Raw genomic sequence first — 23763 nt, 5'->3', positions numbered from 1 at the left:
TTGTAACTTTTTTGTAACTCCTGTTATGTAAGATAAAACAGAAGCATGAGAACGCTTACAAATGGATTAAAGTGGGATTTACATGCCAAAAAAATGGGTCTTAATGTTGATGTTTGTATTCGTCCTAATTTTCAGTGCTGCTTGTAGCGATAAAACAAATACCACGCAAGTAGATGAAAATAAAGATGAAGGAACAACTCCAGTAACAGGGGAAGTGAAGGAAAATGCCGGGACGATAAAAATTGGAGTCCTTGCATCTATAACTGGAGCACTAGAGTCTTATGGAAAGCAAACAAAAAATGGGTTTGAATTGGGTCTGGAATATGCGACAGGTGGAACGATGGAAGTCGCGGGTAAGAAAATTGAAGTCATTTTCGAAGACACTGAAACGAAGCCCGAAGTCGCTGTACAAAAGGCTACTAAGCTACTAGAAGAAGATGAAGTAGATTTTCTTGTTGGCTCCTCTAGTTCGGGGGACACATTAGCAGTTCTTCCGCTAGCAGAAGAATACGAGAAAATCATGATTGTTGAACCTGCTGTAGCAGATAGTATTACGGGTTCAGAGTTTAACCCATATATTTTCCGAACAGCCCGTAATTCTTCACAAGATGCAGTAGCAGGTGCAGCAGCAATTGCAGGTCCAGGTGTTAAAATCGCCACTTTTGCACCAGACTATTCATTCGGTTGGGATGGTATAGCGGCATTTAAAGCAGCAGCTGAAAAGCTTGGTGCTGAAATTGTACTGGAAGAATATGCAGATCCAGCTGCTACCGACTTTACATCCAATTTACAAAAAATTATTCAACAAAAACCAGATTATCTCTTTGTTGTATGGGCAGGTGCGAACTCACCGTGGAACCAAATTGCTGATTTAAAATTGCAAGAAAAAGGCATCAAAATTTCTACAGGAGCCCCGGATATTCCTGCGCTATCAATTATGGAACCTTTAGTTGGGATGGAAGGATTCTCGGTTTATTATCATACGCTACCTGATAACCCAATAAATGATTGGTTAGTTGAAGAGCATAAAAAACGCTTTAACCGGCAAGTGCCTGATTTGTTCACTCCTGGCGGCATGTCTGCAGCTATATCCATCGTAGAAGCATTGAAAAAATCAGAAGGAGATGCAGATGGAACTAAACTGATCAAACTAATGGAGGGAATGTCATTTGAAACACCTAAAGGTACTATGACATTCCGTCCGGAGGATCATCAAGCATTACAACCTCTTTACTCTATTAAACTAGAAAAACAAGAGGGGGTAGACTATCCGGTACCGGTACTAATAAGAGAATTATCACCAGAAGAAACCGAGCCACCAATATTAAACACTAAATAACATGAAGAAGTGACGACCTGAAATTCAGGTCTGTCGCTCTCCATAGGGTGGACAATATCCTACCTATGGAGAGCGACAGAAGAAGGGGGAATACGAAGTTGGAACCAATACTGAAAACAGAGAATTTAACGATAAAGTTTGGCGGACAGACTGCTGTTGATAAAGTGAATTTTGTGATGCCTGAAAAACATTTTAAATCGATTATCGGCCCTAACGGCGCTGGAAAGACGACTTTTTTCAACTTGATAAGCGGAGAGCTGAAGCCTACCGAAGGAGATGTTTTTTTTAGAGGGGAATCTATGGCGAATTATTCTTCCGTTGAACGGACACGAAAGGGACTCGGACGGTCCTTTCAGATTACAAATGTGTTTCCGAATCTTACCGTTATCGAAAATGTAAGGTTAGCGGTCCAATCTAAAGAAAATATTCGATATCAAATGTTTCGACATTTCAAAGCATATAAAGAACTCCATATACAGGCGGCAAGATTGCTAGAAACCGTGCTACTTTCGAAAAAAGCTAATGCTTTTGCTAACCAACTGTCCCATGGGGAAAAACGAAAACTAGAAATTGCGATGCTACTTGCACTTGATACTGAGGTATTGCTGTTAGATGAACCAACTGCCGGCATGTCTTTAGAAGAGGTCCCGGCAATCCTAGACGTGATTAAACAAATTAAACAAACTGGTGAAAAAACGATCTTATTGATTGAACACAAGATGGATATGATTATGGATCTATCTGATTCTATTATGGTGCTGTTTAATGGAAGATTACTAGCGGACGGAACGCCTGCTGACATCATGGAAAACGAAACAGTGCAACAGGCTTATTTAGGAGGGTTATACGATGAGCATCTTGCTTAAAGTAGAAAACGTTCAGACATTTATAGGTCAGTATCATATTTTACAAGGTGTTTCTTTTGAAGCAAAAGAAGGTGAAGTGAGTGTACTGTTGGGCAGAAACGGAGCTGGTAAGACTACTACTCTGAAAACAATTATGGGGTTGACCCCTGCAACATCCGGAGCAATCCATTTTCAAGATAAGCTCATTACGAAACTAGCCACTCATCAAATTGCATCTAACGGTATTGGTTATGTACCAGAGGATCAAGGGATTTTTGGCGCACTCACAGTAGAAGAAAACCTAAAAGTTGCGATGAGAAAAGAAGATGATGCAGCTTTAAAAAGGCAAGAATATGTTTTGGAGCTTTTCCCGGATTTAAAGAAATATTGGAAAAAGGATGGGGGCCATTTATCAGGGGGGCAAAAGCAAATGCTGTCAATGGCTCGTGCTTTTATTAATGACAGCAAACTATTGTTGATCGATGAGCCATCAAAAGGTCTTGCACCGGTTGTTATCGAAAAAGTGATGGAAGCAATAGCAGAAATGAAAAAACAAACGACCATTATTCTCGTAGAACAAAATTTTATGATGGCAAGTAAAATTGGAGATACATACACACTAATCGATGACGGTGCAACCGTTCAATCAGGGAGTATGAACGAATTAATACAAAATGAACATTTGAAACGCCAGTATTTAGGAATCGGGTAAGGAGGATCTAAGAATGGAGTTAATTATCAATTTATTGGTTAATGGTCTAGCAACTGGCATGCTCATCTTTTTGCTGGCAGCTGGTCTGACCTTAATCTTCGGTTTAATGGATGTATTGAACTTTGCACATGGAGGCTTATTTGCATGGGGCGCTTTTTCAGGGGTCTGGTTTTATGGACTTACGAATAGTTTTACCTTGGCCATCCTTGGGGCCATTTTAACAGGAGCAGCGCTTGGCTTTATAACAGAAAAGTTAATTATTAAACCTGTTTACGGTAATCATATACAACAAATTCTCATAACACTCGGTTTTATGATTGTTTTGTCTGAGATGTTAAAAGTAGTTTTTGGACCAAACCAACTGGCCGCAAAAACGCCTCCTTTATTGTCCAGAAGTTGGGAAATAGGCGATGTCATTATTATAAAGTATCGATTGTTCATCATTGTTGTAGGAATTTTAGTATTTGGAATCTTCCAGTTCATCCTCAAGCGTACGAAAATTGGGCTGATTGTTAGAGCGGGAGTGATGAACAAAGAAATGGTGCAGGCACTTGGTATTAATATTAAACAAGTATTTTTGTATGTATTTATGGTAGGAGCAGCTCTTGCAGCATTAGGAGGAGTCCTTATGGCCCCTTATTCTGGAGTGGTTTATGCGGAAATGGGAATGGAATTTGCGATTTTAGCATTTATCGTAGTTGTTATCGGGGGCATGGGTAGTTTTTCCGGATCTCTTCTTGCTGCCATTCTAGTTGGGCTTGCAGGTAGCTTTATGGCATACTATGTGCCTGCTCTATCACTTGCGGTTAATATGATGCTTATGGCAATTGTATTAATCTTCCGTCCGCAAGGATTATTTACCGCGAAAGGATGATGGAAGATGAAAACTAAATTCCAAGTTAATAACTGGATCTTACTTGTTCTAGTGGCAGCATTCGTCGTCTTCCCGTTTGTATCTGATTCGCGAACATGGACCATCTTACTCACACAAATATTCATTTTTTCTATATTGGCCATGAGCTATGATATTTTACTAGGCTATACGGGAATCGTTTCTTTTGGCCACGCCATGTTTTTTGGAATGGGTGCTTATACTACCGCTATTATGTTAAACAAACTGGATCCCACTTTAGTAACTTTTTTCTTATAAATAGCAGTCGGTATGCTTATTGCAGGTATCATCAGTTTCCTAGTAGGGCTCCTCACATTGAGGTTAAAGAGTCATTTCTTTGCGATGTTGACTTTAGCCGTTTCTGGATTATTTTTGGTATTGGCAGAGAAATGGAGAACACTCACACACGGAAATGACGGTTTCACATTTCGAGCTCCCGAGTTTTTTAAAGATCGCATGATGTTTTATCTGTTAGTTCTTGCTTGCCTCGTATTAGTTTATTTGTTTTTACGCAGATTCGTACATTCACCCCTAGGAAGAGTACTAATAGCTGTACGTGAAAATGAGCAGAGGACGAAATCGCTAGGCTTTCAAACGCTGCATTATAAAGTGATCGCATCTGTCGTAGCAGGTTTTGTAGCGAGTTTGGCAGGCTCCTTATATGCTGTTTCATTACGTTTTGTGAATACAAGTGTGCTGACGATGGATATCACACTAGATGCTCTCCTCATGACGATTATAGGAGGAGTTGGTACACTAATCGGTCCAATTATAGGAGCAGGAGTAATTGAACTTGCACAACATTATTTATCTGGACTTGCAAAGGAATATCCTATTTTTGAAAGATGGATCATCTTTTTCGGAATCATTTATATATTGGCAGTTATCTTCTTCCCTAGAGGGATTGTCGGTACCCTTCGCCACGCTTTTATGAAACATAAAAAAAAGGTACCAAAAGTGGAAGTAGCTGCTCCTGCTAGAAAGGGGCTAACAAAATGAATATAGGTATTGTAAGTACAGGGGTATATATACCAGACAACATAATGTCGGCTGAAGAAATTGCTACACTGTCAGGCTTACCTCTAGAAGTAGTGAAAAACAAAATGGGGATTATACAAAAGCCAATCCCAGGACCAGATGATCACACAGTAAGAATGGGAATTAAAGCAGCTGAAAAAGCATTGCAAAAGGGGAATATTGATCCTAAAACAATCGACTTGGTCATTTATATAGGAGAGGAACATAAGGAATATCCTTTATGGACTGCTGCAATTAAGCTCCAGGATGAAATAGGGGCATATCATGCTTGGGGTTTTGATGTCGCACTTCGATGCGGAACGACCATTATGGCGATCAAGGTAGCTAAAAGTTTAATGCAGACGGATTCCACGATCAATACTGTTTTGCTCGCTGGCGGTTACCGTAATAGTGACTTTATCGATTATACAAATGAGCGGACTCGTTTTATGTTTAACCTTGGAGCCGGTGGAGCAGCAATAATCTTGAAAAAGGACCATTTAGAAAACCTTATTTTAGAATCAGATATTATGACTGATGGATCCTTCTCCGAAGATGTTGTCATACCTGTAGGAGGAACGAAAGAACCCCTGACTGTGGAGCACTTGCAAAAAGGATTATACCGCTTAGATGTAATAGACCCGGAAGGAATGAAAACACGACTCGAGCAGAAATCGATGCAAAACTTTTTAAAAGTTATTCGACATGCGTTATTGAAAAGTGGTTATTCGGAAAATGATATTGATTATTTAGCCATACTTCATATGAAAAAATCAGCACATGATTTTATGTTACAGGAACTCGGCTTAACTAGTGAGCAGTCTACCTACTTAAGTAATTATGGTCATATCGGCCAGCTGGATCAAATCCTATCATTAGAACTTGCTCAAGAATCAGGGAAATTGCAAGATGGAGATTTGGCAGTACTAGTTAGTGCAGGTATCGGCTACGCATGGGGAGCCGTAGCAGTAAAATGGGGAAAACAAGAAGGGAGAACTACAAAATGAGCTTACAAACCGTACAATTGACTAATGGGGAGACTATCGCTTATCGACTGCGCCATGGGGGACAAAAAGTACTTTTCTTGGTACATGGAAATATGACGTCCTCTAAGCATTGGGATGTATTAATCGATAAACTAGATTCAGTTTATACGATATATGCAATTGACTTAAGGGGATTTGGTGAGTCAACTTACCAAAATCGTGTGCAAAGTATAAAAGACTTTTCTGATGATTTAAAAGGCTTTATAGATGCATTAAATTTAAATCGTTTCGACTTGATTGGCTGGTCGACTGGAGGGGCTATCTGTATGCAGTTTGTCGCCGATTACCCAGGTTATTGTGAAAAGCTTGTTCTACTTGCTTCTGCTTCCACTAGAGGATATCCATTCTTTGGAACAAATGCAGATGGCTCACAAAACTTTGCCCACCGACTACAAACTATTGAAGAGGTGGAAACAGACACTTCCAAAACCATCCCGATGCAAGCGCTTTATGATACAGAAAACAGAGAAGGATTAAAGGCAGTTTGGAATGCCGCAATCTATACACATTGCAAGCCATGTGAAGAACATTACGATGCTTATGTGGATGATATGTTAACCCAGCGAAATTTAGCGGATGTGTATCATGCATTAAACACCTTTAATATTAGTTCTCAACCAAACGGAACAAATCAAGCAAAAGATATTACAATGCCTGTACTTATTTTACGAGGAGATCGTGATTATGTTGTTACGGAAGAAATGACACAGGAAATCGTTGCTGATTTGGGAGATAATGCAGTGTATATACCATTAGTCAATTGTGGGCATTCTCCATTAATCGATGATTTGGAGCAGTTAACAAATCAAATCGAATCGTTTTTAAAAGCGGAGGTAAAACTATGAGATTACAGGATAAAGTAGCTATTATAACAGGGGCTGCAAATGGTATTGGTTTGGCAGCAGCTCAACGCTTTGCAGAAGAAGGGGCAAAAGTTGTTCTAGCCGATTATGATGTGGAAAAAGGGGCAGAACAAGAGAAAGCATTGTCAGAACAAGGCTACACAGTAAAATTTGTTCAAGTAGATGTAGCAAATCGAGAAAGTGTAGATTTTTTAGTAAAGCAGACAATAGACCATTTTGGAGAAATTCATATATTAGTCAATAATGCAGGAATCACCCGTGATGCGATGCTGACGAAAATGACGACTGACGACTTCGCCCGTGTGTTAGACGTAAATCTTACAGGTGTTTTTAATTGCACTCAAGCAGTTGTACCTTATTTAATTGAACAAGGATATGGAAAAATCATTAATACCTCTTCGGTGAGTGGTGTTTATGGTAATGTCGGTCAAACGAATTATGCCGCCTCCAAAGCAGCAGTGATCGGAATGACCAAAACATGGGCAAAAGAGCTCGGGAGAAAGGGGATCAATGTAAACGCAGTTGCACCAGGGTTTACCCACACCTCAATGGTAGCCAAAATGCCAGATAAGATTATCGATCAAATGAAATCCATTGTTTCCTTACAACGACTCGGTGTGCCTAGGGATATTGCCAATGCTTATTTATATTTGGCTTCGGATGAGTCTAGTTATGTACATGGTCATGTATTACAAGTCGATGGCGGGATTATGATGTGAAAAGAGGAGCGGTGCAATGTGTATACAGAACAAGCTTGGATTTATAAACGTGCAGCACTGTCTCCAACAAAAATTGCGTTAATTGATAGTGATACGAACGAGCAATGGAGTTATCAAACGTTAACAGCCCATATAACGAAATGGCTAAATTATTTTCACGAGCAAAATTTTGTAAAAGGGGACCGAATCGTTATCATATCTCAAAATCGAATAGAATTATTTGCGATTTTGTTTGCATGTGGCATTAAGGGACTTTTTTATGTTCCCCTCAACTTCCGTCTAAGTCGAATGGAACTTGCCTATATTTTAGAAGATTGTAAGCCTGTTCTGATAATTCATGATGAAACACATCATTCGATTTGTGAATCTTTTAAAACAGTAAAGCGGCTATTAATTACTAATAGATTAGGAGAACAACATGTTTTTAAGCCCGAAGAAAACAATTGGAACCCTACAGAAACATGGATTATCATCTACACTGGAGGAACAACAGGGAAACCAAAGGGAGTGGAGCTATCATTTGATGCAGTTAACTGGAATGCTATCAATACCATTATTAGTTGGGGACTAAATGATTCAGACACAACGTTGAACTATATGCCAATGTTCCATACAGGTGGAATAAATGCTCTCTGTATACCAATATTAATGGCTGGAGGGACGGTTGTGACAGGCAGTCGTTTCGATGCGGAAACAGCGCTAAAAGCATTAAATACATATAAAACAACGATGTCTTTATTTGTTCCCACTATGTATCAAGCAATGCTAGAAACAGCCTATATCCAAACTGCAACTTTTCCGACAGTGAAAGTATTTCTATCCGGAGGTGCACCATGTCCTCATACAATTTATCAAAAGTTTGAAGAGAAAGGGATTTTCTTTAAAGAAGGGTACGGACTGACAGAGGCGGGACCCAACAACTTTTTTATAGAACCATATGATGCTCTAATGAAAAGAGGATCCGTAGGAAAATGCATGCAGTTTAACGAAGTAAAAATAACGAATGATCGCGGGGAGCTATGTCGTGTAAACGAGGTAGGAGAGCTCTCCATTTCTGGCAAGCATGTTTTTACGAGATATTGGAACAATGATGAAGAAACAAACAAAGCATTTAAAGACGGCTGGTTAAAAACCGGAGATTTAGCAAAAGTCGATGAAGATGGCTTCTATTTTATCGTTGGTAGAAAGAAAGAAATTATTATTTCTGGAGGGGAGAATGTGTATCCCCAAGAAGTGGAGCAGTGTCTGATCCTACACCCCAATGTCCGTGAAGCAGCGGTAATCGGTGTAGCTGACGAGAAATGGGGAGAATGTGTTACTGCTTTTGTTACGTGTAACGCAGTAACTGAATCTATTGAATCCGATTTAGTAAACTATTGTAAGCAAACACTAGGTGGCTATAAAGTTCCGAAAATGGTATTTGTTTTGGCTGAACTACCAAGAACAGACGTTGGTAAAATTGATAAAAAGAAATTGCAACAGTTAGCTGTAAAGTAAGAATTTACAGCTTTTTTGTTGCTATATTGCCTAACTAAGATTTAGTTTTTTTAAAAACAGGTTTAAAAAGACTTGAACGCTGAAAAACAAAAGAGCTGAAAATGCCCCTACAGCTGTGAATAATATAATTCCTTCACTTAATATATGAGAATATGCTTGCATACTCACCATGAATATATAATAAAGAAACCCAATGATCCCACCACCAATTACATAGCTTAAAATGGTTCCCAGTTTACTTTTCATTTTTAAATCAACAAACATCGAAAATAATATTCCTACTGTTAAAAATATCGGCAGTGCAAATATAAAATATAAAACAAATAAATCTATAAACGTCATATAGGAAGAGGCTGATTCTTGTTCACCTTTAGGTGTGTAGCCTATAAAGCTTAATACTAAACACAAAATTAGCGTAGACAATATTGCGGAAAACAATTTTTTCAGTATCCTACTAACCATTCAATAATCCTCCTTAATTATTAAATTTTTCTCGTCATCAAACTAATTATATAAATTTTTTTAAATACCTTTAAACTTATCATAGTCTTCTTTTCAGTAATTTACCTCTTTTTTTTGTATAATAAGTACAGAGGTGACATGTATATGTTTATTAGTGAAAAAGAAATTGAAGTACGTTATGCAGAAACGGATCAAATGGGTGTTGTATACCATGCCAATTATGTAATATGGCTAGAAATAGGTCGCACCCAGCTTATTAAAGACTTAGGGTTCTCTTATGCAGGACTTGAAAAGGATGGTTATTTATCGCCTGTGACGAATGTGAATATAAATTATAAATCATCTGTGAAATATGGAGAAACCGTGGTCGTAAAAACTTGGATTGAAAATCACGGTAAGCTGCGTACTACATATGGTTATGAAATTGTTCATGCGGATGGCTCTATTGCTTCGACAGCCACGTCGGATCATGTCGTCGTGAAAAAGGATAATTTTCGACCGATTTCACTAAAAAAAGTTCATCCTGAGTGGGATGCGAAATATGTTGAAATTGCAAAGGTGACTGAATAATGGCTTTCGGCATAACTCGACATGAACTAAATGAATGGAAAAGTAACGTGCAAAATGGCAAAATAGCTTTTCTTACACATTATTGGATAGATAAACGTTTTCCTGGGTGCAATACGGTTACAAAAGTAGGTTGCAGTAATCTGCCTACTTTAATCGAGTGGGGAAAACAATACGGTTTGAAAGAAGAATGGATTGACCATAAGGAAGCATATCCTCATTTTGATCTGTTTGGAAAGCATGAATATGATATCCTGGTAAAAGAAGGTTTGCTCGATCAGCTGAAGCGGTTTAAATAGACGAGATATTATGTACAAAAAAAGCGTGATAAGCAATCACGCTTTTTTATACGTATAGGCAAGTTCCTCTAGCTTGGGATCAACGTCAACATACAGATCGTGGCCATCAAAATACCATTCATCTCGTTCTTCAATAAAAAACAACATATCTGCAATTTTTATCGTTACAGAAGGCTCAAAAGGTTTATCTTTCGTTACGCCTAGTGAAAATCCATCCTGTACAGCACTCGATCCACCATAACGGGCGTAAAAACGAATTGTATCGCCGGCTTCCGCTTCCATCTCATTTTGAAACCAAATTTCTGCCTCTGGAGATATAAAGATTTTCATACAAATCACCTTTCTTTAAATCCATTTTACTTTTGGCTCTGTACCATTTTTTATACGTGTAATATTTGCACGGTGTCGATAAAAAATAAAAACAGCAATCAAGCATACAAATACAATTAAAGGCCAATCCCTCTCAATCGTAAAATAATAAACAACTGAATAAATAAGTGCTATGATAGCAAGACACATAGATGTAAGGGATACCATTTTAGTGATCTTTAAAATGATAAAAAATCCAACGATTAAAAGAACAAAGATTGGCCAGTTATATCCAAGTAGAATACCACCGGATGTCGCAACTGCTTTGCCTCCTTTAAATTTAGCAAAAATCGGAAACATATGACCGATTACTGCAATTATCCCCAGAATGAGAGGATGCACATTGACAGATTGGAATATTGCTAGGGAACCTAATAGAGTCGCTGCAGTTCCTTTTAGAATATCCATAATCGTCACAATCATTCCAGCTTTTTTACCAAGTGTTCGAAACGTATTTGTTCCGCCTAAATTTCCACTTCCATGCTCGCGAATATCCGTATTATAAAATAACTTTCCAATCCATAAACCTGAAGGGATGGACCCGATTACATAGGCAAGTAAAAGTAAAATGATAATAGTCATAGTGTGCTCCTTTGATTATGAAACTAATATTATATTGAACTAATTCAGTTTACCATGTACGCTTAGTTTTGTTCAATGTAAAGAAGGAATAATCTATCCTCACAGAGAATGCTACAGTTGAGTAGATTGCATTCTAAATGATAATTACTTACAATTAAGTTCTGGCCTTTGCTCCAGAACACTATTGACATTATGATAATCTGTTTGTACGCTAAATAGAGAATAAAGAACAGATGTTTTGTTTTTTTGGAGGGAACGTATTTGAGTAAAAATAAAGAACTAACGAGTTATGGTGACGACGATATCCAGGTATTAGAAGGACTAGAAGCAGTTCGAAAGAGACCTGGTATGTATATAGGTTCTACCGATGCGCGTGGTTTACATCATCTTGTTTACGAAATAGTAGATAATGCAGTCGATGAAAGCTTAGCCGGTTTCGGGAACCATATTAAAGTGACGATTCACGAAGATCAAAGTATTACAGTACGTGACTACGGTCGAGGTATGCCAACAGGAACACATAAAATGGGAATACCGACAGCAGAAGTTATTTTTACTGTATTACATGCAGGTGGTAAGTTCGGTCAAGGAGGTTACAAAACAAGTGGTGGACTCCATGGAGTTGGTGCCTCTGTAGTAAATGCATTATCTTCGTTTGTAGAAGTAATCATTCACCGTGATGGTAAGAAATTCATCCAGCGTTTTGAAAACGGGGGAAAAATAGTACAGACGTTAAAAGAAATTGGTACCACAAAAGAAACAGGTACTTCTGTTCATTTCTTACCAGACAACACAATTTTCTCTACGGTCAAATATAATTACGAAACTTTATGCGAAAGACTAAGAGAATCTGCATTTCTTTTAAAAGGACTTAAAATCGAGCTGCTTGACGAGCGTACGGGTGCTCATGATGTTTTTTTCTATGAAACGGGCATTCAAGCTTTCGTTTCTTATTTGAATGAGGAAAAAGATGTGCTCCATCCTGTTTTCTACATGGAAGGTGCGCAGGAAGAGATCGAAGTAGAATTCGCATTCCAATTTAATGATGGTTACTCAGAAACCATTTTATCGTTTGTCAATAATGTACGTACTAGAGACGGCGGGACACATGAAACAGGTGCTAAGGCTGCTTTAACAAGAGTATTTAATGAATATGCACGTAAAACAAGCTTATTAAAAGAAAAAGATAAAAATTTAGATGGCTCGGATATTCGAGAAGGAATTTCAGCGATCGTTTCCGTTCGAATTCCAGAAAACATTTTGCAATTTGAAGGCCAAACAAAAGGAAAATTAGGAACTAGTGAAGCAAGAAGCGCTGTAGATGCGGTTATTTCCGAAAAACTACAATATATTTTAGAAGAAAACGCCGAGTTAACTGCTACTTTAATTCGAAAAGCGATTCGTGCACAACAAGCTAGAGAAGCTGCTCGGAAAGCTAGAGAAGATGCACGCAACGGGAAAAAGCGCAAACGTTCCGATACTTTATTGTCTGGTAAGTTAACACCCGCCCAGTCAAGAAATGCGGCTAAAAATGAGTTATATCTTGTCGAAGGGGACTCCGCGGGAGGTTCAGCAAAACAAGGTCGTGACCGTACATTCCAAGCAATCCTGCCATTACGAGGAAAAGTTATTAATACAGAAAAAGCAAAACTTGCAGACATTATGAAAAATGAGGAAATCTCCACGATCATCCATGCAATTGGTGGAGGGGTCGGAGCGGACTTTCAAATAGCTGATATCGCGTATGATAAAGTCGTTATTATGACCGATGCCGATACTGACGGGGCACATATTCAAGTGCTTTTGCTGACCTTTTTCTACCGCTATATGAAACCGTTGATCGAACACGGCAAAATTTATATTGCATTGCCCCCTCTTTATAAGGTATATAAAGGGCTAGGCAAAAAAGAAGTGTTTCAATATGCATGGACGGAAAAAGAACTGGATGCCGCTTCAAAAAAAATCGGTAAAGGCTTTATGCTCCAACGTTATAAAGGACTTGGAGAGATGAATGCTGACCAATTATGGGATACAACGATGAATCCAGAGACTCGAACACTAATAAGAGTAACGATTGAAGACGGTGCAAGGGCGGAAAGACATGTCACGACATTAATGGGTGATAAAGTAGAGCCACGTCGAAAATGGATTGAATCGAATGTTAACTTTAGTTTAGAAGATGATTCGAATATTTTAGAAAATGAAAGAATACACACGGAGGATGAGTTAGTATGACACAAACCGAACGTTATCAAGATTTACCACTGGAAGAAGTGATAGGTGATCGGTTTGGACGTTATAGTAAATACATCATTCAAGACCGAGCTCTACCTGATGCGAGGGACGGATTAAAACCCGTTCAGCGTCGAATATTATTTGCTATGTTCCATGAAGGTAATACAAATGATAAGCCTTTCCGTAAATCTGCTAAAACAGTCGGAAATGTAATCGGTAACTACCATCCACATGGTGATAGTTCCGTTTATGAAGCAATGGTGCGTATGAGTCAAGACTGGAAACTACGTCATATGCTTGTGGAAATGCATGGAAACAATGGTTCGGTTGATGGTGATCCACCAGCTGCAATGCGTTATACAGAAGCAAGACTTTCTGCTATTTCTCATGAATTATTACGTGATATTAATAAAAATACAGTAGACTATATACCAAACTTTGACGATTCGGATTCAGAGCCAGTCGTCTTACCTGCGCGTTTTCCGAACCTGCTTGTAAACGGTTCTACAGGTATATCAGCAGGCTATGCTACAGATATCCCCCCACATGCACTACACGAAGCACTTGATGCCGTATTAATGCGTATGGAAAACCCTGCTGCAACTGTAGACGAGCTTATGACTGTCATTAAAGGTCCTGATTTTCCAACTGGAGGAATCATTCAAGGTGTAGATGGCATTAAAAAAGCATACGAAACTGGAAAAGGTAAAATTGTTGTACGCTCTAAAACGGAAATCGAAACGATTAAAGGCGGCAAGGAACAAATTGTTATAACGGAAATACCTTTTGAAGTAAATAAAGCGAACTTGGTAAAAAAAATTGATGAACAACGTCATGATAAGCGTTTAGACGGCATTGCTGATGTTCGAGATGAGTCAGATAGAACCGGCTTGCGAATTGTCATTGAGATGAAAAAAGAAGTAGATGCTTATGGTATCTTACAGTTTCTTTTTAAGAATACAGACTTGCAAGTAACGTACAACTTTAATATGATTGCCATTCATAATCGGAGACCAACTATGATGACACTACCGTTATTATTAGATTCTTACATTGGTCACCAAAAAGAAGTAGTTACACGAAGAACAGCATTTGATCTTGGCAAAGCGAAAGAACGTCTGCATATTGTAGCCGGCCTCATGAAAGCTCTATCTATTTTAGACGAGGTTATTCGAACAATCCGCGCATCCAAAGATAAAAGAGATGCTAAAAATAACTTAATTACTACTTTTGATTTTTCAGAGGCTCAATCTGAAGCTATCGTTTCTTTACAGTTATATCGATTAACAAACACGGATATTACGGAACTTCAAAAGGAAGAAGAAACTCTAAATGCACTAGTAAAAGAACTAGAGAATATTCTTGCAAAAGAATCCGTGCTCATGAAAGTGATAAAAAAAGAATTATTAGTTGTTCGTAAACAATTTGCTGAACCACGCAAATCAATTATAGAAGACGAAATTGAAGAGATAAAATTGACATTAGATGTCCTTATTCCAAGTGAAGAGGTTATTGTCACAATAACAAAAGATGGGTACATTAAACGGACGAGCTTAAGATCGTTTACCGCATCGAATGGGCAAGATTTTGCGATTAAGGACTCGGATTATTTATTATATCAAGATTCAATCAATACGCAGCACCATCTACTCTTATTCACATCAAAAGGAAATTATATATACCAGCCAGTGCATGAGTTGCCGGATATTCGCTGGAAGGACTTGGGCCAGCATATTTCAAGTATTGTGCCTTTGGATACTAATGAAACGTTAATAAATGTCATTGGGATCGATTCATTCGAGCAAGATCTATGTGTATTAACCGCTACAAAAGAAGGACAAATTAAACGATCATTATTATCAGATTACGTTGTACAACGATATACTCGACCGATTAAAACAATAAACTTGAAAAAGAATGATGAATTGATACTTGCTCAACTTGTAGCACCATCCGATGAAGTCTTATTTACGACGCATTTCAGTTACTCTGTTCGTTTCTCATTAGATGAAGTGCCAATTACGGGAGTGAAAACAGGCGGCGTAAAAGGGGTTAGTTTAAAAGAGGATGACTATGTGGTTAGTGTAAATGTCGTTCCAATGAATAGTCAGGATGATATTACATTAGTTACACATCGTGGTGCAGTAAAGAAAATGGCACTGAAGGAAATTGAACCAGGCGTACGCGCCAAACGAGGCGTCGTAACTCTTCGAGAGTTAAAAACAAATCCTCATAAAGTGTTTGAGGTTCTATTAACAAATAAAGAAGACGAACTAGTTTTAGAAACAGAAAAAGGGTTACAAGAAACAATTCAAATGAACACACTTCGCTCTACTGATCGTTATTCAAATGGATCGTTTGTGTTAGATACAGAAAAAGATGGTCAACTGACAAGAGTTTGGAAACAAACAAAAGATCAAAATGAATAAAAAATAATAAAAAGCATTTCCATAAGGTAGTCTTACCTTCTGCGAAATGCTTTTCTTATTTTGTCCGTCTAAGACAAACTTCATTCTTTCTTCATAACTATATGGTATAAATATATAGGCAGAAAGCTAATAAATATACACATATGGAGGAAAAAAATGAAAAAGATTATATTCATGACAATCGCATGCCTACTTTTATTTAGTACGCAAGCCTTTGCACACACAGGATTAGAAAACTCAAACCCTGCACAAGATAGTACGGTAACTGAGGCGTTGAATGAAATAACGTTAACTTATGCAACAAACATTGAAGAAACTAGCTCTTTTAAATTAGTAAATGACGCAAATGAATCAATGGAAATAGAAAATTTAGCTGTAAACGACAATGTGATGTCTGGTACTGTTAAAGAAAAAAATCTTGAAAATGGTCCATACAAAATTGTTTGGAAAATAGTTGGTATCGACGGACATCCAATTGAAGGAGAAGTAGACTTTGTATTAAATGCTCCGATCAAAGAAGAGGCTGTGGAGGATACTGCAACAGAAACGGTGGAACAAACGGAAATTGCAAAACCGGAAGTAACGGAAGAAGAACCAGCTGAAACAACATCAACTGCTGGAGAAACGGAAGAAAATAAAAACGGTAAGACAGGGCTAATTATAGGAATAATTGTTGTTCTTGCTGCGGCTATTTGGTTTGTAACACGGAGAAAAAAATAAATGATTTTTTTTCTGACAACAATTAGCGAAGCACTTTTATATATGTGCTTCGCTTTGTTAATGGGGAGCTATATTTTCACATTATTTCCGGCAGATTTAAAACCAAAGATAGTTGTTCCGAAAACAGCAAAAATATGGGCTGTGGCGGGTATCATACTTTTTTCTTTTATGCCACTCCTCGATTTAGTAATTTTTTTATATGACGATTACGGTCTATTTCAATCATTGAAATCGATTATTTTCACATTTGAAGTCGGAAAATCGTGGTTATTCATGGCTATTATTACTCTTATTCTAGGCTTATATATTTACTTTTTTGATAGAAAAACAGCTGCAATCTATTCGATCGTCGGAATCATACTGCTATTTGTCTTAATTGGCGGAGTAGGGTGGTCAAGTCATGCAAGCTCTATTTATCCTGTTAGAGGGTTTCTAACCCATTTTACTCATTTTGCTTCCGTCGTCATTTGGGTAGGTGTTTTAATGGTAATCAGTTGGTTTTCCACAAATACAGAGAATTGGCTTCGTTTTTTAAAATGGTTTCATATAGTTGCGTTATATTGTTTTAGCATTGTCATTATTACAGGTCTTTCTTTAATGACTTTTTCAATGGAATGGAGTGCTTATCCAGATTCTTGGATGCTTTCGTACGGACAAAGTTTATTGATTAAGCATCTGCTTATTATCCCGTTAATCGGATATGCATTTATTAATGGTATTGTAATGAAGAAAAAACTTCAAAAAGACGCGGATTTTGACCCAAGACCATGGACAAGAATAGAATTTTTTATTATTTTACTAATTTTCACAGCTACTGCTGCATTAAGCCAGCAATCCCCACCTAGTAATTTAGCTCACATATTGAGTTCTGAGGGTATTTCCCCTTTATTTGCATTATTCTACGATGGGGCTGTTCAACCTAGTTTAAACGTTCAATTTACCCCTGAATTTGATGGTGTATTGCTAGGGTTTGTAGCTTTTTTGTTTTTAATCGTAAGTATTCTATCTTTTTTCAAAAAAATGCCTCCTATATTTTCATTTATAATGAGCATTTTAGTCGTAATTTCTGCTTATTTAGCAATATTATTAAGCGTTCACGTAGTGTAAAAAGTTTTAAATTATTTAAGCAATATAAAAAGCATTTCCATCGGGGTATACACCTTGTAGGAAATGCTTTTTATGTTTGTTATTAAGCTGTTGCAATTTTTCTTTTTTCGTTTTCGTCGTTCTTACATGCATACTAAAGTCTATTTCATTTCGAAGCTCCGTCACATCTTTTCCCGTATTGCGTAACTGATGTGCTCTTTTTCGTTTGGCAGCTGATTTCGCCATGTAACTCACTCCTTGTTCATTTATTATTTCAAGAAATAGAATAAACTACTTAATGCCGAAAAACAAGCCAATAGAATAGGAAATACTGATGAAATTAAATGCGGCAACTAGACTCTGGTGGGGAGGGCTTCGTAGAAAATTTAATTGTGTTTAGTGAACTTCCATAGCATCTTATCTAATAAAGCAGCACCTATAATTCCTACCGTATATCGAATCAGATCCACAACGAGAAAACCTTTTCCTAAGACTAATGCTCCTAGCGTTGTATGTCGAATCTTATTGATCCAGTCCTCTTGATATAGCTGACTGAATTCAATGCCATAGCAAAAAGCAAAGCTGAGCAAAATGGCTATATTAATGCTTTTATGTATAAGTAAAAATCGGAACCCCAAATATACCATTGTAGCCCACAATATATCACCAGCATTCTGAGCAATAAAGAAAGGGAAGAGATGACTATATTTTCTGGAAATTAAACCCAATATAATTACCACAACAATAGCTATTATATAAATGACCCTAAACTGACGATAACGGGAAGGAAGAAGTGTATAGTTAGTTATCAAAGCAATCACTCTTTTCACAGTATTATTTTTCACAAAATACTTATTTATATTTCTGAATATATAAGTACTTAGCATTTAAAACAAGACTTTATTAATAAAAAACAGCTAAAAGGTAATGGAAAAACTTTTTAAATACAACTAGAGTAATTACGCAGAAAATTTGAGCAAGGTATAACAGAAAATCTCGATGCAATTATTGCAAAGTTTAAATTGCCTTAATTCTAGAACGACGTAAATAAAACATACATAATATAATTCAGAAAAGATTGTATTTTTTTCTAATATCTCACTATTTCAAGTATACTTATTCAATGAAACGCAGCTCAATATAATTTATATTATGACCACGGCGTTTCTTGGAATGTTAAAATTATTCACCCTCTCTCTCTATTCTATAACGATGATTAGATTTTTTACTATCTGTAATTTGGATAAATTGAACGCTATATTCGATTACATCATTTATATATAAATGATGTTTCTTTGCAAACTTTTTCACTTCTTCAAGCAACTCACAATCATAAGTTGTTTTATATTGTATACGATCTTTTGGTCTATATTCTTTTTTAAAATCAATCATGTCATTAATTAATACCTGTTTTAAACCACTTTCCAACAAATAATTTTGATGTGTGTTATGCTCCTCAGCTAGCTTTTTTAAAGTGTTTAATATAGATTTACTTATATTCGTTCGAAATTCTATTCTTGATTCATCTTTCGACTGTATTAATCTTCCATTAACTACTTTCCACATTATATATCGTCTCCTTTTCTTTTAACCTTTGTGTTAGTCTTTCCCTTTTAACATAATTGTAATTGTCTGTAGAATGCTCGTAAATTATTTTCGCAAGTTTTGGAAGATCATTTTTACCTTTAACCCACACTCGGTATATGATTCTGTTAGTCAGACTAAGTTCTTCTGTAATTTCTGTTCTTAAATCCCACGATTGGAATACGGATTTAAGACCTTCAGCAAAGTTTATACTTCCAGTAGTTACATTCATTACGTACCCTCTATCTTGTACCCATCCATCCCCATCAATCACTCCTCTAACAAATGAAGACAAATATTCATTTGGTACTTTAGGAAAAGGAATGGTTAGCGATTTATTAGCAACGATACCTAATAAAGCAAGATCCTCTTTCATAATCTTTGAATTGATAATTAGTGTGGGAGTTGTTTTAGTTTTTCCATAAGGAGCTAACACATAGTCAGCCTCCATGTATTTTGCTATTAGCCTCAGTATTCTTTCATCCTTTTGTGAAAAATATATACTATGGTATTTCTTATTCACATGACCATCTGTCACTAACATTCCCAAAACCCAAGCCATTTCATGCGACCATAATTTGAAGTAGTTTTCATTGACTGTGTGCTTGCGAGGTCTTCCAGCATGTTGTTTTCTATTTAATGGGATCTGATGTTTTCGTATCACATTCAAAACCGCACCCGGTGTTAACCCAATAATTGGCTCCATCTCTTTATGGGTCATACCACTTTTATACATTTCAATAATTTGTCGGTCTGTTATACCCCTTTTTCTAGGCAAATTCCATCCCTCCAGATTAGCTTTATTATCATTATACAAACAAATGTTCCTTAAATCAAAAAAAGTGCTATTTATTCTGGGACCAGCAGACCCTTTAATAACATCTTACAGTGTTCTTAAACTAGTAACTTGATAAATGAACAATTTAAACGTATAATTAAGGAAATATCTGAGTAAAATAAAACAGACCGCTTGGTGTTGTAGCACCAAACGGTCAAATATAACAGTAGGTCCCCTCAAAGGGATTGGCTGAATAAGGTAGAAATAACTCATCCGGGCGCTAACTCAAGGATGGGTTATTTTTTATGGTTAAATGAAAGAACTGACACGATCAATGCTGCAAATGCTACTGCGAACATCAATGTTTCAAATACTGTCACCGGCACCACCCCCTTTCGAACGGGAGTGAGCCAACCACCCTTGAGTTACCTATCTATTATTTTCATATTATACCATACAAACGTTCGAGTGCCATGTCGTTTTCGTACGATATCATGAATTATCGCCTATGACTATACGTCGAGCCTCTCTACTTAACTTTATATACTGTATCCCTTTGCAATTAGAATACGACATTCATGGTATTCTCAACACGCTAATCAACCCGTTTTTCACTCATCAAATCGCTCACGGTCCCCAGCTTAAACTTCTTTGCTTTAATAGCCGCTATCATAGAATCCAGCCCTTCGGCAACAGGTTGTGTGGGATGCATAAGGATCATTGAACCATTTTCTACTTTCGAGACGACACGAGTTACCATTTCAGAAGGGGAAGGTTTCTTCCAATCAACCGTATCAACTGTCCATAGTATTGTTTTCATATTCAGCTCGTGCGCGACATTAATCGTTTCCTGATTAAAACTTCCACTTGGTGGTGCGAACCATAAAGGTTTTATACCGAGCGTCGCCTGGATTACGTCATTCGTTTTTTTTATTTCTTCCATTGTCTCGTCTTTGGAACGCTTTTGAAGATCCGGATGGCTGTATGCGTGGTTGCCAATTTCATGACCCTCTTTATAAATCAGTTCAGCAAGATCTGGGTTATTCTTTACCCAACTGCCGTCAAAGAAAAATGTCGCCTTGACTTCCTGATTTTCTAATGTTTTAAGAATTGGTGGGATATACTCATTACCCCAGGCAACATTAATTAGCAAGGTTACCATCGTTTTATGGGGATTTCCTCTGTAAATCGGTTGGGGTTCTAAATCGTCCAAATGGATTTTCGGCGGTATTTCTTTATATACGATTTTACTTATATCAAATATATTATCTTTTTTCATTTTTTTATAACTCGCTTTGATATTTACAGTTAAACCATTATAACCTGGTATTGCTTTCCACACTTTATCTACCTTAGCATCTACCGGCTCTACTGTATGTTGCTCGCTGTAGGTTTCAATTTTTTTATAAAGATCATCCTTATTAGGCTTGGCAAAAGTAATAATTACGAAACTCCCCAATGTTATAAATACCATACTAACTATTATAAAAAGAAAATGTTTTGTCCGCCTATGCAAAATCATAGTTGCCCTCCATTCAAAATGTCAATGTTGTTAAGTTTCCCTTATATTTGATAACTATACTTTTTCGTTTTTCAGTATGTATCAAAAAAGATATTTATTTGGGATGATTTAATGAAAAATACTCACTCTATAAAAAAGGAGCTGAGTTTCATGAAAAAGACATTTATTTCACTAGGACTTCTATTTATAGTCAGTATAATATACCCGCTTTCTTCCACTCATAATTTCGCACAACTAGAAGAACCTTCCTACGCTAAATGGGGGAAAATTGCTATTAAAGAAACACAATTAAAGTATCCCAATGCCAAAATTATTGACTATCTCCATGAAGAAAGCGAATCAAAAGAAGGCTCGACTGTGGAAAAGTTTAAGCTATGGTTAAAAGATAGCAACCATGAATTCGGTGTATTAGTCAGAATTACGTATACTACTGATACAGAAAAAATGGTTAATATTGAATTTCATGAAACAACTAGCTAATCATTTTACCTTTTTCCCGTACCATTACAAACTGGACACTTTATTTCCATTGGTAAGGGCAGGAATATTTTAATCTTTCCTGTCCCCATACATCTTTTGCATATCATTTGTTGCACCTCCCATTGTACTATTTGGTAATTCTTCGTTTTGAGATGCTCCTTTTTGCTTGTAACGAATTCTAATAGATGCTATAAGATGCTCTAGCTCCTCTTCATCCAGAGTATCGATCTTCGCTAATCGTCGAGTAATATAAGGGGTGAAATCATCTTCATCCACTTCCATTGGCATGTCGTCCTTCTCCACTGTACGTTCCAAATTTGAAAAATACATTGCCATACTCCCTGTAATCGAGCCGATTAATCCAATTCCAACTAACATAAGTATCCCTGCTATAATTCTTCCTCCCATTGTCACGGGAGATATATCTCCGTATCCTACTGTTGAAACTGTTACCACTGCCCACCAAATTGAATCTAGGAAACTATTAATATTCGGATTATGCCCTTTTTCTAATATAAAATTACTTGCAGCTCCCCAGGTCAAAACTAGAAAAGTAAAAAGAAAGATATAGTTTAACCCACCAGATTTGAAAATTCCTTGTACTGTTTTAGAGATTTTCATCATACGAACTAAACGTAATAAGCGCATTAAACGAGCAACTTTGAAAAATGCATCGAAAGGAATAAGTGCAATTAGGTCAAAAATATTCTCTTTTATAAACTTCCATTTATCAGCAGCAAAAGAAAGTCTAACTAAGTATTCAATGAAAAAATAAACTATAAAACTATAATCTATCCACTTAATTTGTTTAGCTTCTAAAATTTCACTTCCTGTATATCCTGCGATAATTATAGTTAAATACAATAAAATTAATAGAAAGACAAAAACCTCATAAATAATACTGAACGCTTTGTTCTTCATCAGATCACTCTCCACGTAAACTAAGGCACTTGGTTTCTTAAATTCTGTTATACCCTATAGACAAAAAAAGAAAACAGACATAAACTGTTTCCCTTAGCTGTAAATGATTAGATTCATTGGAAATGTTTTCGTGTAAAATTTCGATAAAATTATTGTCCTCAGTGGATGCTTTGTCAGTGAAAAGATCCATTTGCCCATTTTGAATCAATTGAATCAGTTTTTGAATATCAGCCTTTGTGGCAGGTTGTTTTTCAGATTTTAATGTATACCCCAATTGTCCACTAGATTCTAATGTTGCGTATTGGACATCATTAATTGTAGTAATTCCGACTTGTCGAAGGCGGGCTTCCAATTTATCCACAGATAAACGTAATTTCTTTAAGGATTTTTCATTTACAATCCCGTTTTCAATGACTATAACTGCTTTACCTGAAATAGCAGACTCCGCTTTATCGAATTTCAATTGAATATATTCGGTAATCAGTAGAGCTAGGATTAATATGGTGGAAACACCAAATGTCACCCATAGACCACGTCCGGTTACCGGCTCTATAAGCAAAGTTCCTATTGCAATCATAATGACGGTTTCAGGAATAGTCATTTGAGAAATTGACTTTCTTCCACTAATTCTTAATAATAATGTCCCAAAGAAAAAAATTAAAAGTGTATGCCAAACTAGTTGTAAATCCATCATCATTCTCCTATTCATCTACCATGCACCAAATAACTTGATTTAGTTTACCCGATAGATACAGTTGTATTCATTTTTTCTTTAATTATAGTAGCGCTGTCGTTGCCA

General features: G+C 36.8%; 25 protein-coding genes and 1 pseudogene. 16 read left to right on the top strand and 10 right to left on the bottom strand.

The genetic code is table 11. The features are described 5' to 3' along the window. Window positions 1-82 precede the first annotated feature (82 nt). The 9 genes and pseudogenes from FS486_RS03220 to FS486_RS03180 all read left to right on the top strand — a co-directional run bounded on the left by FS486_RS03220 (window position 83) and on the right by FS486_RS03180 (window position 8930). Window positions 83-1339 (top strand): substrate-binding domain-containing protein, encoded by a 1257-nt coding sequence (locus FS486_RS03220; protein WP_144509822.1) that lies wholly within the window; start codon window positions 83-85, stop codon window positions 1337-1339. A gap of 98 nt (window positions 1340-1437) precedes the next feature. Beyond that, entirely contained in the window at window positions 1438-2205 is a 768-nt protein-coding gene (locus FS486_RS03215; RefSeq protein ID WP_144509821.1) for an ABC transporter ATP-binding protein, read from the top strand. Beyond that, the gene (locus FS486_RS03210; RefSeq protein ID WP_144509820.1) at window positions 2189-2896 is read left to right on the top strand and encodes an ABC transporter ATP-binding protein; all 708 of its coding nucleotides are present in this window, start codon (window positions 2189-2191) and stop codon (window positions 2894-2896) included. Before FS486_RS03215 ends, FS486_RS03210 begins: the two co-directional genes overlap by 17 nt. Window positions 2897-2909: 13 nt before the next feature. Next, window positions 2910-3770: a branched-chain amino acid ABC transporter permease gene (locus FS486_RS03205; RefSeq protein WP_144509819.1), complete on the top strand. Its 861-nt coding sequence runs from the start codon at window positions 2910-2912 to the stop codon at window positions 3768-3770. 6 nt (window positions 3771-3776) lie between these two features. Beyond that, window positions 3777-4787, top strand: a pseudogene (locus tag FS486_RS03200) (branched-chain amino acid ABC transporter permease). Next, a complete protein-coding gene (locus FS486_RS03195; RefSeq protein WP_144509818.1) occupies window positions 4784-5812 on the top strand; it encodes a 3-oxoacyl-ACP synthase in 1029 nt (342 codons plus the stop codon). Before FS486_RS03200 ends, FS486_RS03195 begins: the two are co-directional and overlap by 4 nt. After that, entirely contained in the window at window positions 5809-6696 is an 888-nt protein-coding gene (gene phaZ, locus FS486_RS03190) for an intracellular short-chain-length polyhydroxyalkanoate depolymerase (protein WP_144509817.1), read from the top strand. Before FS486_RS03195 ends, phaZ begins: the two co-directional genes overlap by 4 nt. After that, window positions 6693-7433 (top strand): 3-oxoacyl-ACP reductase FabG, encoded by a 741-nt coding sequence (fabG, locus tag FS486_RS03185; protein ID WP_144509816.1) that lies wholly within the window; start codon window positions 6693-6695, stop codon window positions 7431-7433. Before phaZ ends, fabG begins: the two co-directional genes overlap by 4 nt. Before the next feature lie 18 nt (window positions 7434-7451). After that, window positions 7452-8930, top strand: coding sequence for a class I adenylate-forming enzyme family protein (locus tag FS486_RS03180; protein ID WP_144509815.1), 1479 nt, complete (start codon window positions 7452-7454; stop codon window positions 8928-8930). Window positions 8931-8960: 30 nt separating this feature from the next. Here FS486_RS03180 and FS486_RS03175 read toward each other — a convergent pair whose 3' ends face one another. Continuing rightward, window positions 8961-9392: a hypothetical protein gene (locus tag FS486_RS03175; protein ID WP_144509814.1), complete on the bottom strand. Its 432-nt coding sequence runs from the start codon at window positions 9390-9392 to the stop codon at window positions 8961-8963. A 144-nt stretch (window positions 9393-9536) separates the two neighbouring features. Here FS486_RS03175 and FS486_RS03170 point away from each other — a divergent pair, with 144 nt between their 5' ends. Next, entirely contained in the window at window positions 9537-9962 is a 426-nt protein-coding gene (locus tag FS486_RS03170) for an acyl-CoA thioesterase (protein ID WP_144509813.1), read from the top strand. Beyond that, window positions 9962-10258 carry a hypothetical protein gene (locus tag FS486_RS03165; protein ID WP_144509812.1) on the top strand — a complete coding sequence of 99 codons (297 nt, stop codon included), beginning with the start codon at window positions 9962-9964 and terminating at the stop codon, window positions 10256-10258. Before FS486_RS03170 ends, FS486_RS03165 begins: the two co-directional genes overlap by 1 nt. A gap of 36 nt (window positions 10259-10294) precedes the next feature. Here the strand turns inward: FS486_RS03165 and FS486_RS03160 are convergent, their stop codons facing one another. Both FS486_RS03160 and plsY read right to left on the bottom strand, forming a co-directional pair. After that, complete coding sequence (locus FS486_RS03160; RefSeq protein ID WP_144509811.1) at window positions 10295-10588, bottom strand: HesB/YadR/YfhF family protein; 294 nt, start codon at window positions 10586-10588, stop codon at window positions 10295-10297. 15 nt (window positions 10589-10603) lie between these two features. After that, a complete protein-coding gene (gene plsY / locus FS486_RS03155; RefSeq protein ID WP_144509810.1) occupies window positions 10604-11209 on the bottom strand; it encodes a glycerol-3-phosphate 1-O-acyltransferase PlsY in 606 nt (201 codons plus the stop codon). 261 nt (window positions 11210-11470) lie between these two features. On the opposite strand from plsY, the gene parE reads away from it, so the two are divergent. From parE to FS486_RS03135, 4 genes are all read left to right on the top strand, one after another. Further along, window positions 11471-13444: a DNA topoisomerase IV subunit B gene (parE, locus tag FS486_RS03150; protein WP_144509809.1), complete on the top strand. Its 1974-nt coding sequence runs from the start codon at window positions 11471-11473 to the stop codon at window positions 13442-13444. Beyond that, complete coding sequence (gene parC / locus FS486_RS03145) at window positions 13441-15873, top strand: DNA topoisomerase IV subunit A (RefSeq protein ID WP_144509808.1); 2433 nt, start codon at window positions 13441-13443, stop codon at window positions 15871-15873. Before parE ends, parC begins: the two co-directional genes overlap by 4 nt. Window positions 15874-16029: 156 nt before the next feature. Beyond that, window positions 16030-16593, top strand: a complete 564-nt coding sequence (locus tag FS486_RS03140) for a copper resistance CopC family protein (RefSeq protein ID WP_144509807.1) — start codon at window positions 16030-16032, stop codon at window positions 16591-16593. Next, window positions 16594-17700, top strand: coding sequence for a copper resistance D family protein (locus FS486_RS03135; protein ID WP_144509806.1), 1107 nt, complete (start codon window positions 16594-16596; stop codon window positions 17698-17700). Window positions 17701-17715: 15 nt separating this feature from the next. Here FS486_RS03135 and FS486_RS03130 read toward each other — a convergent pair whose 3' ends face one another. The 5 genes from FS486_RS03130 to FS486_RS03110 all read right to left on the bottom strand — a co-directional run bounded on the left by FS486_RS03130 (window position 17716) and on the right by FS486_RS03110 (window position 21563). Further along, complete coding sequence (locus tag FS486_RS03130; protein WP_144509805.1) at window positions 17716-17925, bottom strand: hypothetical protein; 210 nt, start codon at window positions 17923-17925, stop codon at window positions 17716-17718. Between the two features lie 140 nt (window positions 17926-18065). After that, entirely contained in the window at window positions 18066-18500 is a 435-nt protein-coding gene (locus FS486_RS03125) for a ribosomal maturation YjgA family protein (protein ID WP_395940831.1), read from the bottom strand. 361 nt (window positions 18501-18861) lie between these two features. Further along, window positions 18862-19245, bottom strand: a complete 384-nt coding sequence (locus FS486_RS03120) for an rRNA methyltransferase (RefSeq protein ID WP_144509803.1) — start codon at window positions 19243-19245, stop codon at window positions 18862-18864. Next, the gene (locus FS486_RS03115) at window positions 19229-20041 is read right to left on the bottom strand and encodes an LAGLIDADG family homing endonuclease (protein WP_144509802.1); all 813 of its coding nucleotides are present in this window, start codon (window positions 20039-20041) and stop codon (window positions 19229-19231) included. Before FS486_RS03115 ends, FS486_RS03120 begins: the two co-directional genes overlap by 17 nt. 595 nt (window positions 20042-20636) lie before the next feature. Further along, window positions 20637-21563 (bottom strand): polysaccharide deacetylase family protein, encoded by a 927-nt coding sequence (locus FS486_RS03110; protein ID WP_144509801.1) that lies wholly within the window; start codon window positions 21561-21563, stop codon window positions 20637-20639. Window positions 21564-21713: 150 nt separating this feature from the next. Here FS486_RS03110 and FS486_RS03105 point away from each other — a divergent pair, with 150 nt between their 5' ends. Further along, complete coding sequence (locus tag FS486_RS03105) at window positions 21714-22043, top strand: DUF3889 domain-containing protein (RefSeq protein ID WP_144509800.1); 330 nt, start codon at window positions 21714-21716, stop codon at window positions 22041-22043. 69 nt (window positions 22044-22112) lie between these two features. Here the strand turns inward: FS486_RS03105 and FS486_RS03100 are convergent, their stop codons facing one another. Further along, window positions 22113-22964 (bottom strand): potassium channel family protein, encoded by an 852-nt coding sequence (locus FS486_RS03100; RefSeq protein ID WP_144509799.1) that lies wholly within the window; start codon window positions 22962-22964, stop codon window positions 22113-22115. Window positions 22965-23001: 37 nt separating this feature from the next. Next, a complete protein-coding gene (locus FS486_RS03095) occupies window positions 23002-23655 on the bottom strand; it encodes a DUF421 domain-containing protein (RefSeq protein ID WP_144509798.1) in 654 nt (217 codons plus the stop codon). Between the last annotated feature and the right edge of the window lie 108 nt (window positions 23656-23763).

The organism is Bacillus sp. FJAT-22090, assembly GCF_007676755.1.
Lineage (GTDB): Bacteria > Bacillota > Bacilli > Bacillales_A > Planococcaceae > Psychrobacillus.
This window is presented reverse-complemented; position numbering and strand designations above follow the sequence as displayed.

Excerpts from the sequence above, each read along its gene's own strand:
- FS486_RS03220 (WP_144509822.1), top strand. The coding sequence starts at position 83 with ATGCCAAAAAAATGGGTCTTAATGTTGATGTTTGTATTCGTCCTAATT.
- FS486_RS03210 (WP_144509820.1), top strand. The coding sequence starts at position 2,189 with ATGAGCATCTTGCTTAAAGTAGAAAACGTTCAGACATTTATAGGTCAG.
- FS486_RS03205 (WP_144509819.1), top strand. The coding sequence starts at position 2,910 with ATGGAGTTAATTATCAATTTATTGGTTAATGGTCTAGCAACTGGCATG.
- FS486_RS03195 (WP_144509818.1), top strand. The coding sequence starts at position 4,784 with ATGAATATAGGTATTGTAAGTACAGGGGTATATATACCAGACAACATA.
- phaZ (WP_144509817.1), top strand. The coding sequence starts at position 5,809 with ATGAGCTTACAAACCGTACAATTGACTAATGGGGAGACTATCGCTTAT.
- fabG (WP_144509816.1), top strand. The coding sequence starts at position 6,693 with ATGAGATTACAGGATAAAGTAGCTATTATAACAGGGGCTGCAAATGGT.
- FS486_RS03175 (WP_144509814.1), bottom strand. The coding sequence starts at position 9,392 with ATGGTTAGTAGGATACTGAAAAAATTGTTTTCCGCAATATTGTCTACG.
- FS486_RS03170 (WP_144509813.1), top strand. The coding sequence starts at position 9,537 with ATGTTTATTAGTGAAAAAGAAATTGAAGTACGTTATGCAGAAACGGAT.
- FS486_RS03165 (WP_144509812.1), top strand. The coding sequence starts at position 9,962 with ATGGCTTTCGGCATAACTCGACATGAACTAAATGAATGGAAAAGTAAC.
- FS486_RS03160 (WP_144509811.1), bottom strand. The coding sequence starts at position 10,588 with ATGAAAATCTTTATATCTCCAGAGGCAGAAATTTGGTTTCAAAATGAG.
- plsY (WP_144509810.1), bottom strand. The coding sequence starts at position 11,209 with ATGACTATTATCATTTTACTTTTACTTGCCTATGTAATCGGGTCCATC.
- parC (WP_144509808.1), top strand. The coding sequence starts at position 13,441 with ATGACACAAACCGAACGTTATCAAGATTTACCACTGGAAGAAGTGATA.
- FS486_RS03140 (WP_144509807.1), top strand. The coding sequence starts at position 16,030 with ATGAAAAAGATTATATTCATGACAATCGCATGCCTACTTTTATTTAGT.
- FS486_RS03135 (WP_144509806.1), top strand. The coding sequence starts at position 16,594 with ATGATTTTTTTTCTGACAACAATTAGCGAAGCACTTTTATATATGTGC.
- FS486_RS03130 (WP_144509805.1), bottom strand. The coding sequence starts at position 17,925 with ATGGCGAAATCAGCTGCCAAACGAAAAAGAGCACATCAGTTACGCAAT.
- FS486_RS03120 (WP_144509803.1), bottom strand. The coding sequence starts at position 19,245 with ATGTGGAAAGTAGTTAATGGAAGATTAATACAGTCGAAAGATGAATCA.
- FS486_RS03110 (WP_144509801.1), bottom strand. The coding sequence starts at position 21,563 with ATGATTTTGCATAGGCGGACAAAACATTTTCTTTTTATAATAGTTAGT.
- FS486_RS03105 (WP_144509800.1), top strand. The coding sequence starts at position 21,714 with ATGAAAAAGACATTTATTTCACTAGGACTTCTATTTATAGTCAGTATA.
- FS486_RS03100 (WP_144509799.1), bottom strand. The coding sequence starts at position 22,964 with ATGAAGAACAAAGCGTTCAGTATTATTTATGAGGTTTTTGTCTTTCTA.
- FS486_RS03095 (WP_144509798.1), bottom strand. The coding sequence starts at position 23,655 with ATGGATTTACAACTAGTTTGGCATACACTTTTAATTTTTTTCTTTGGG.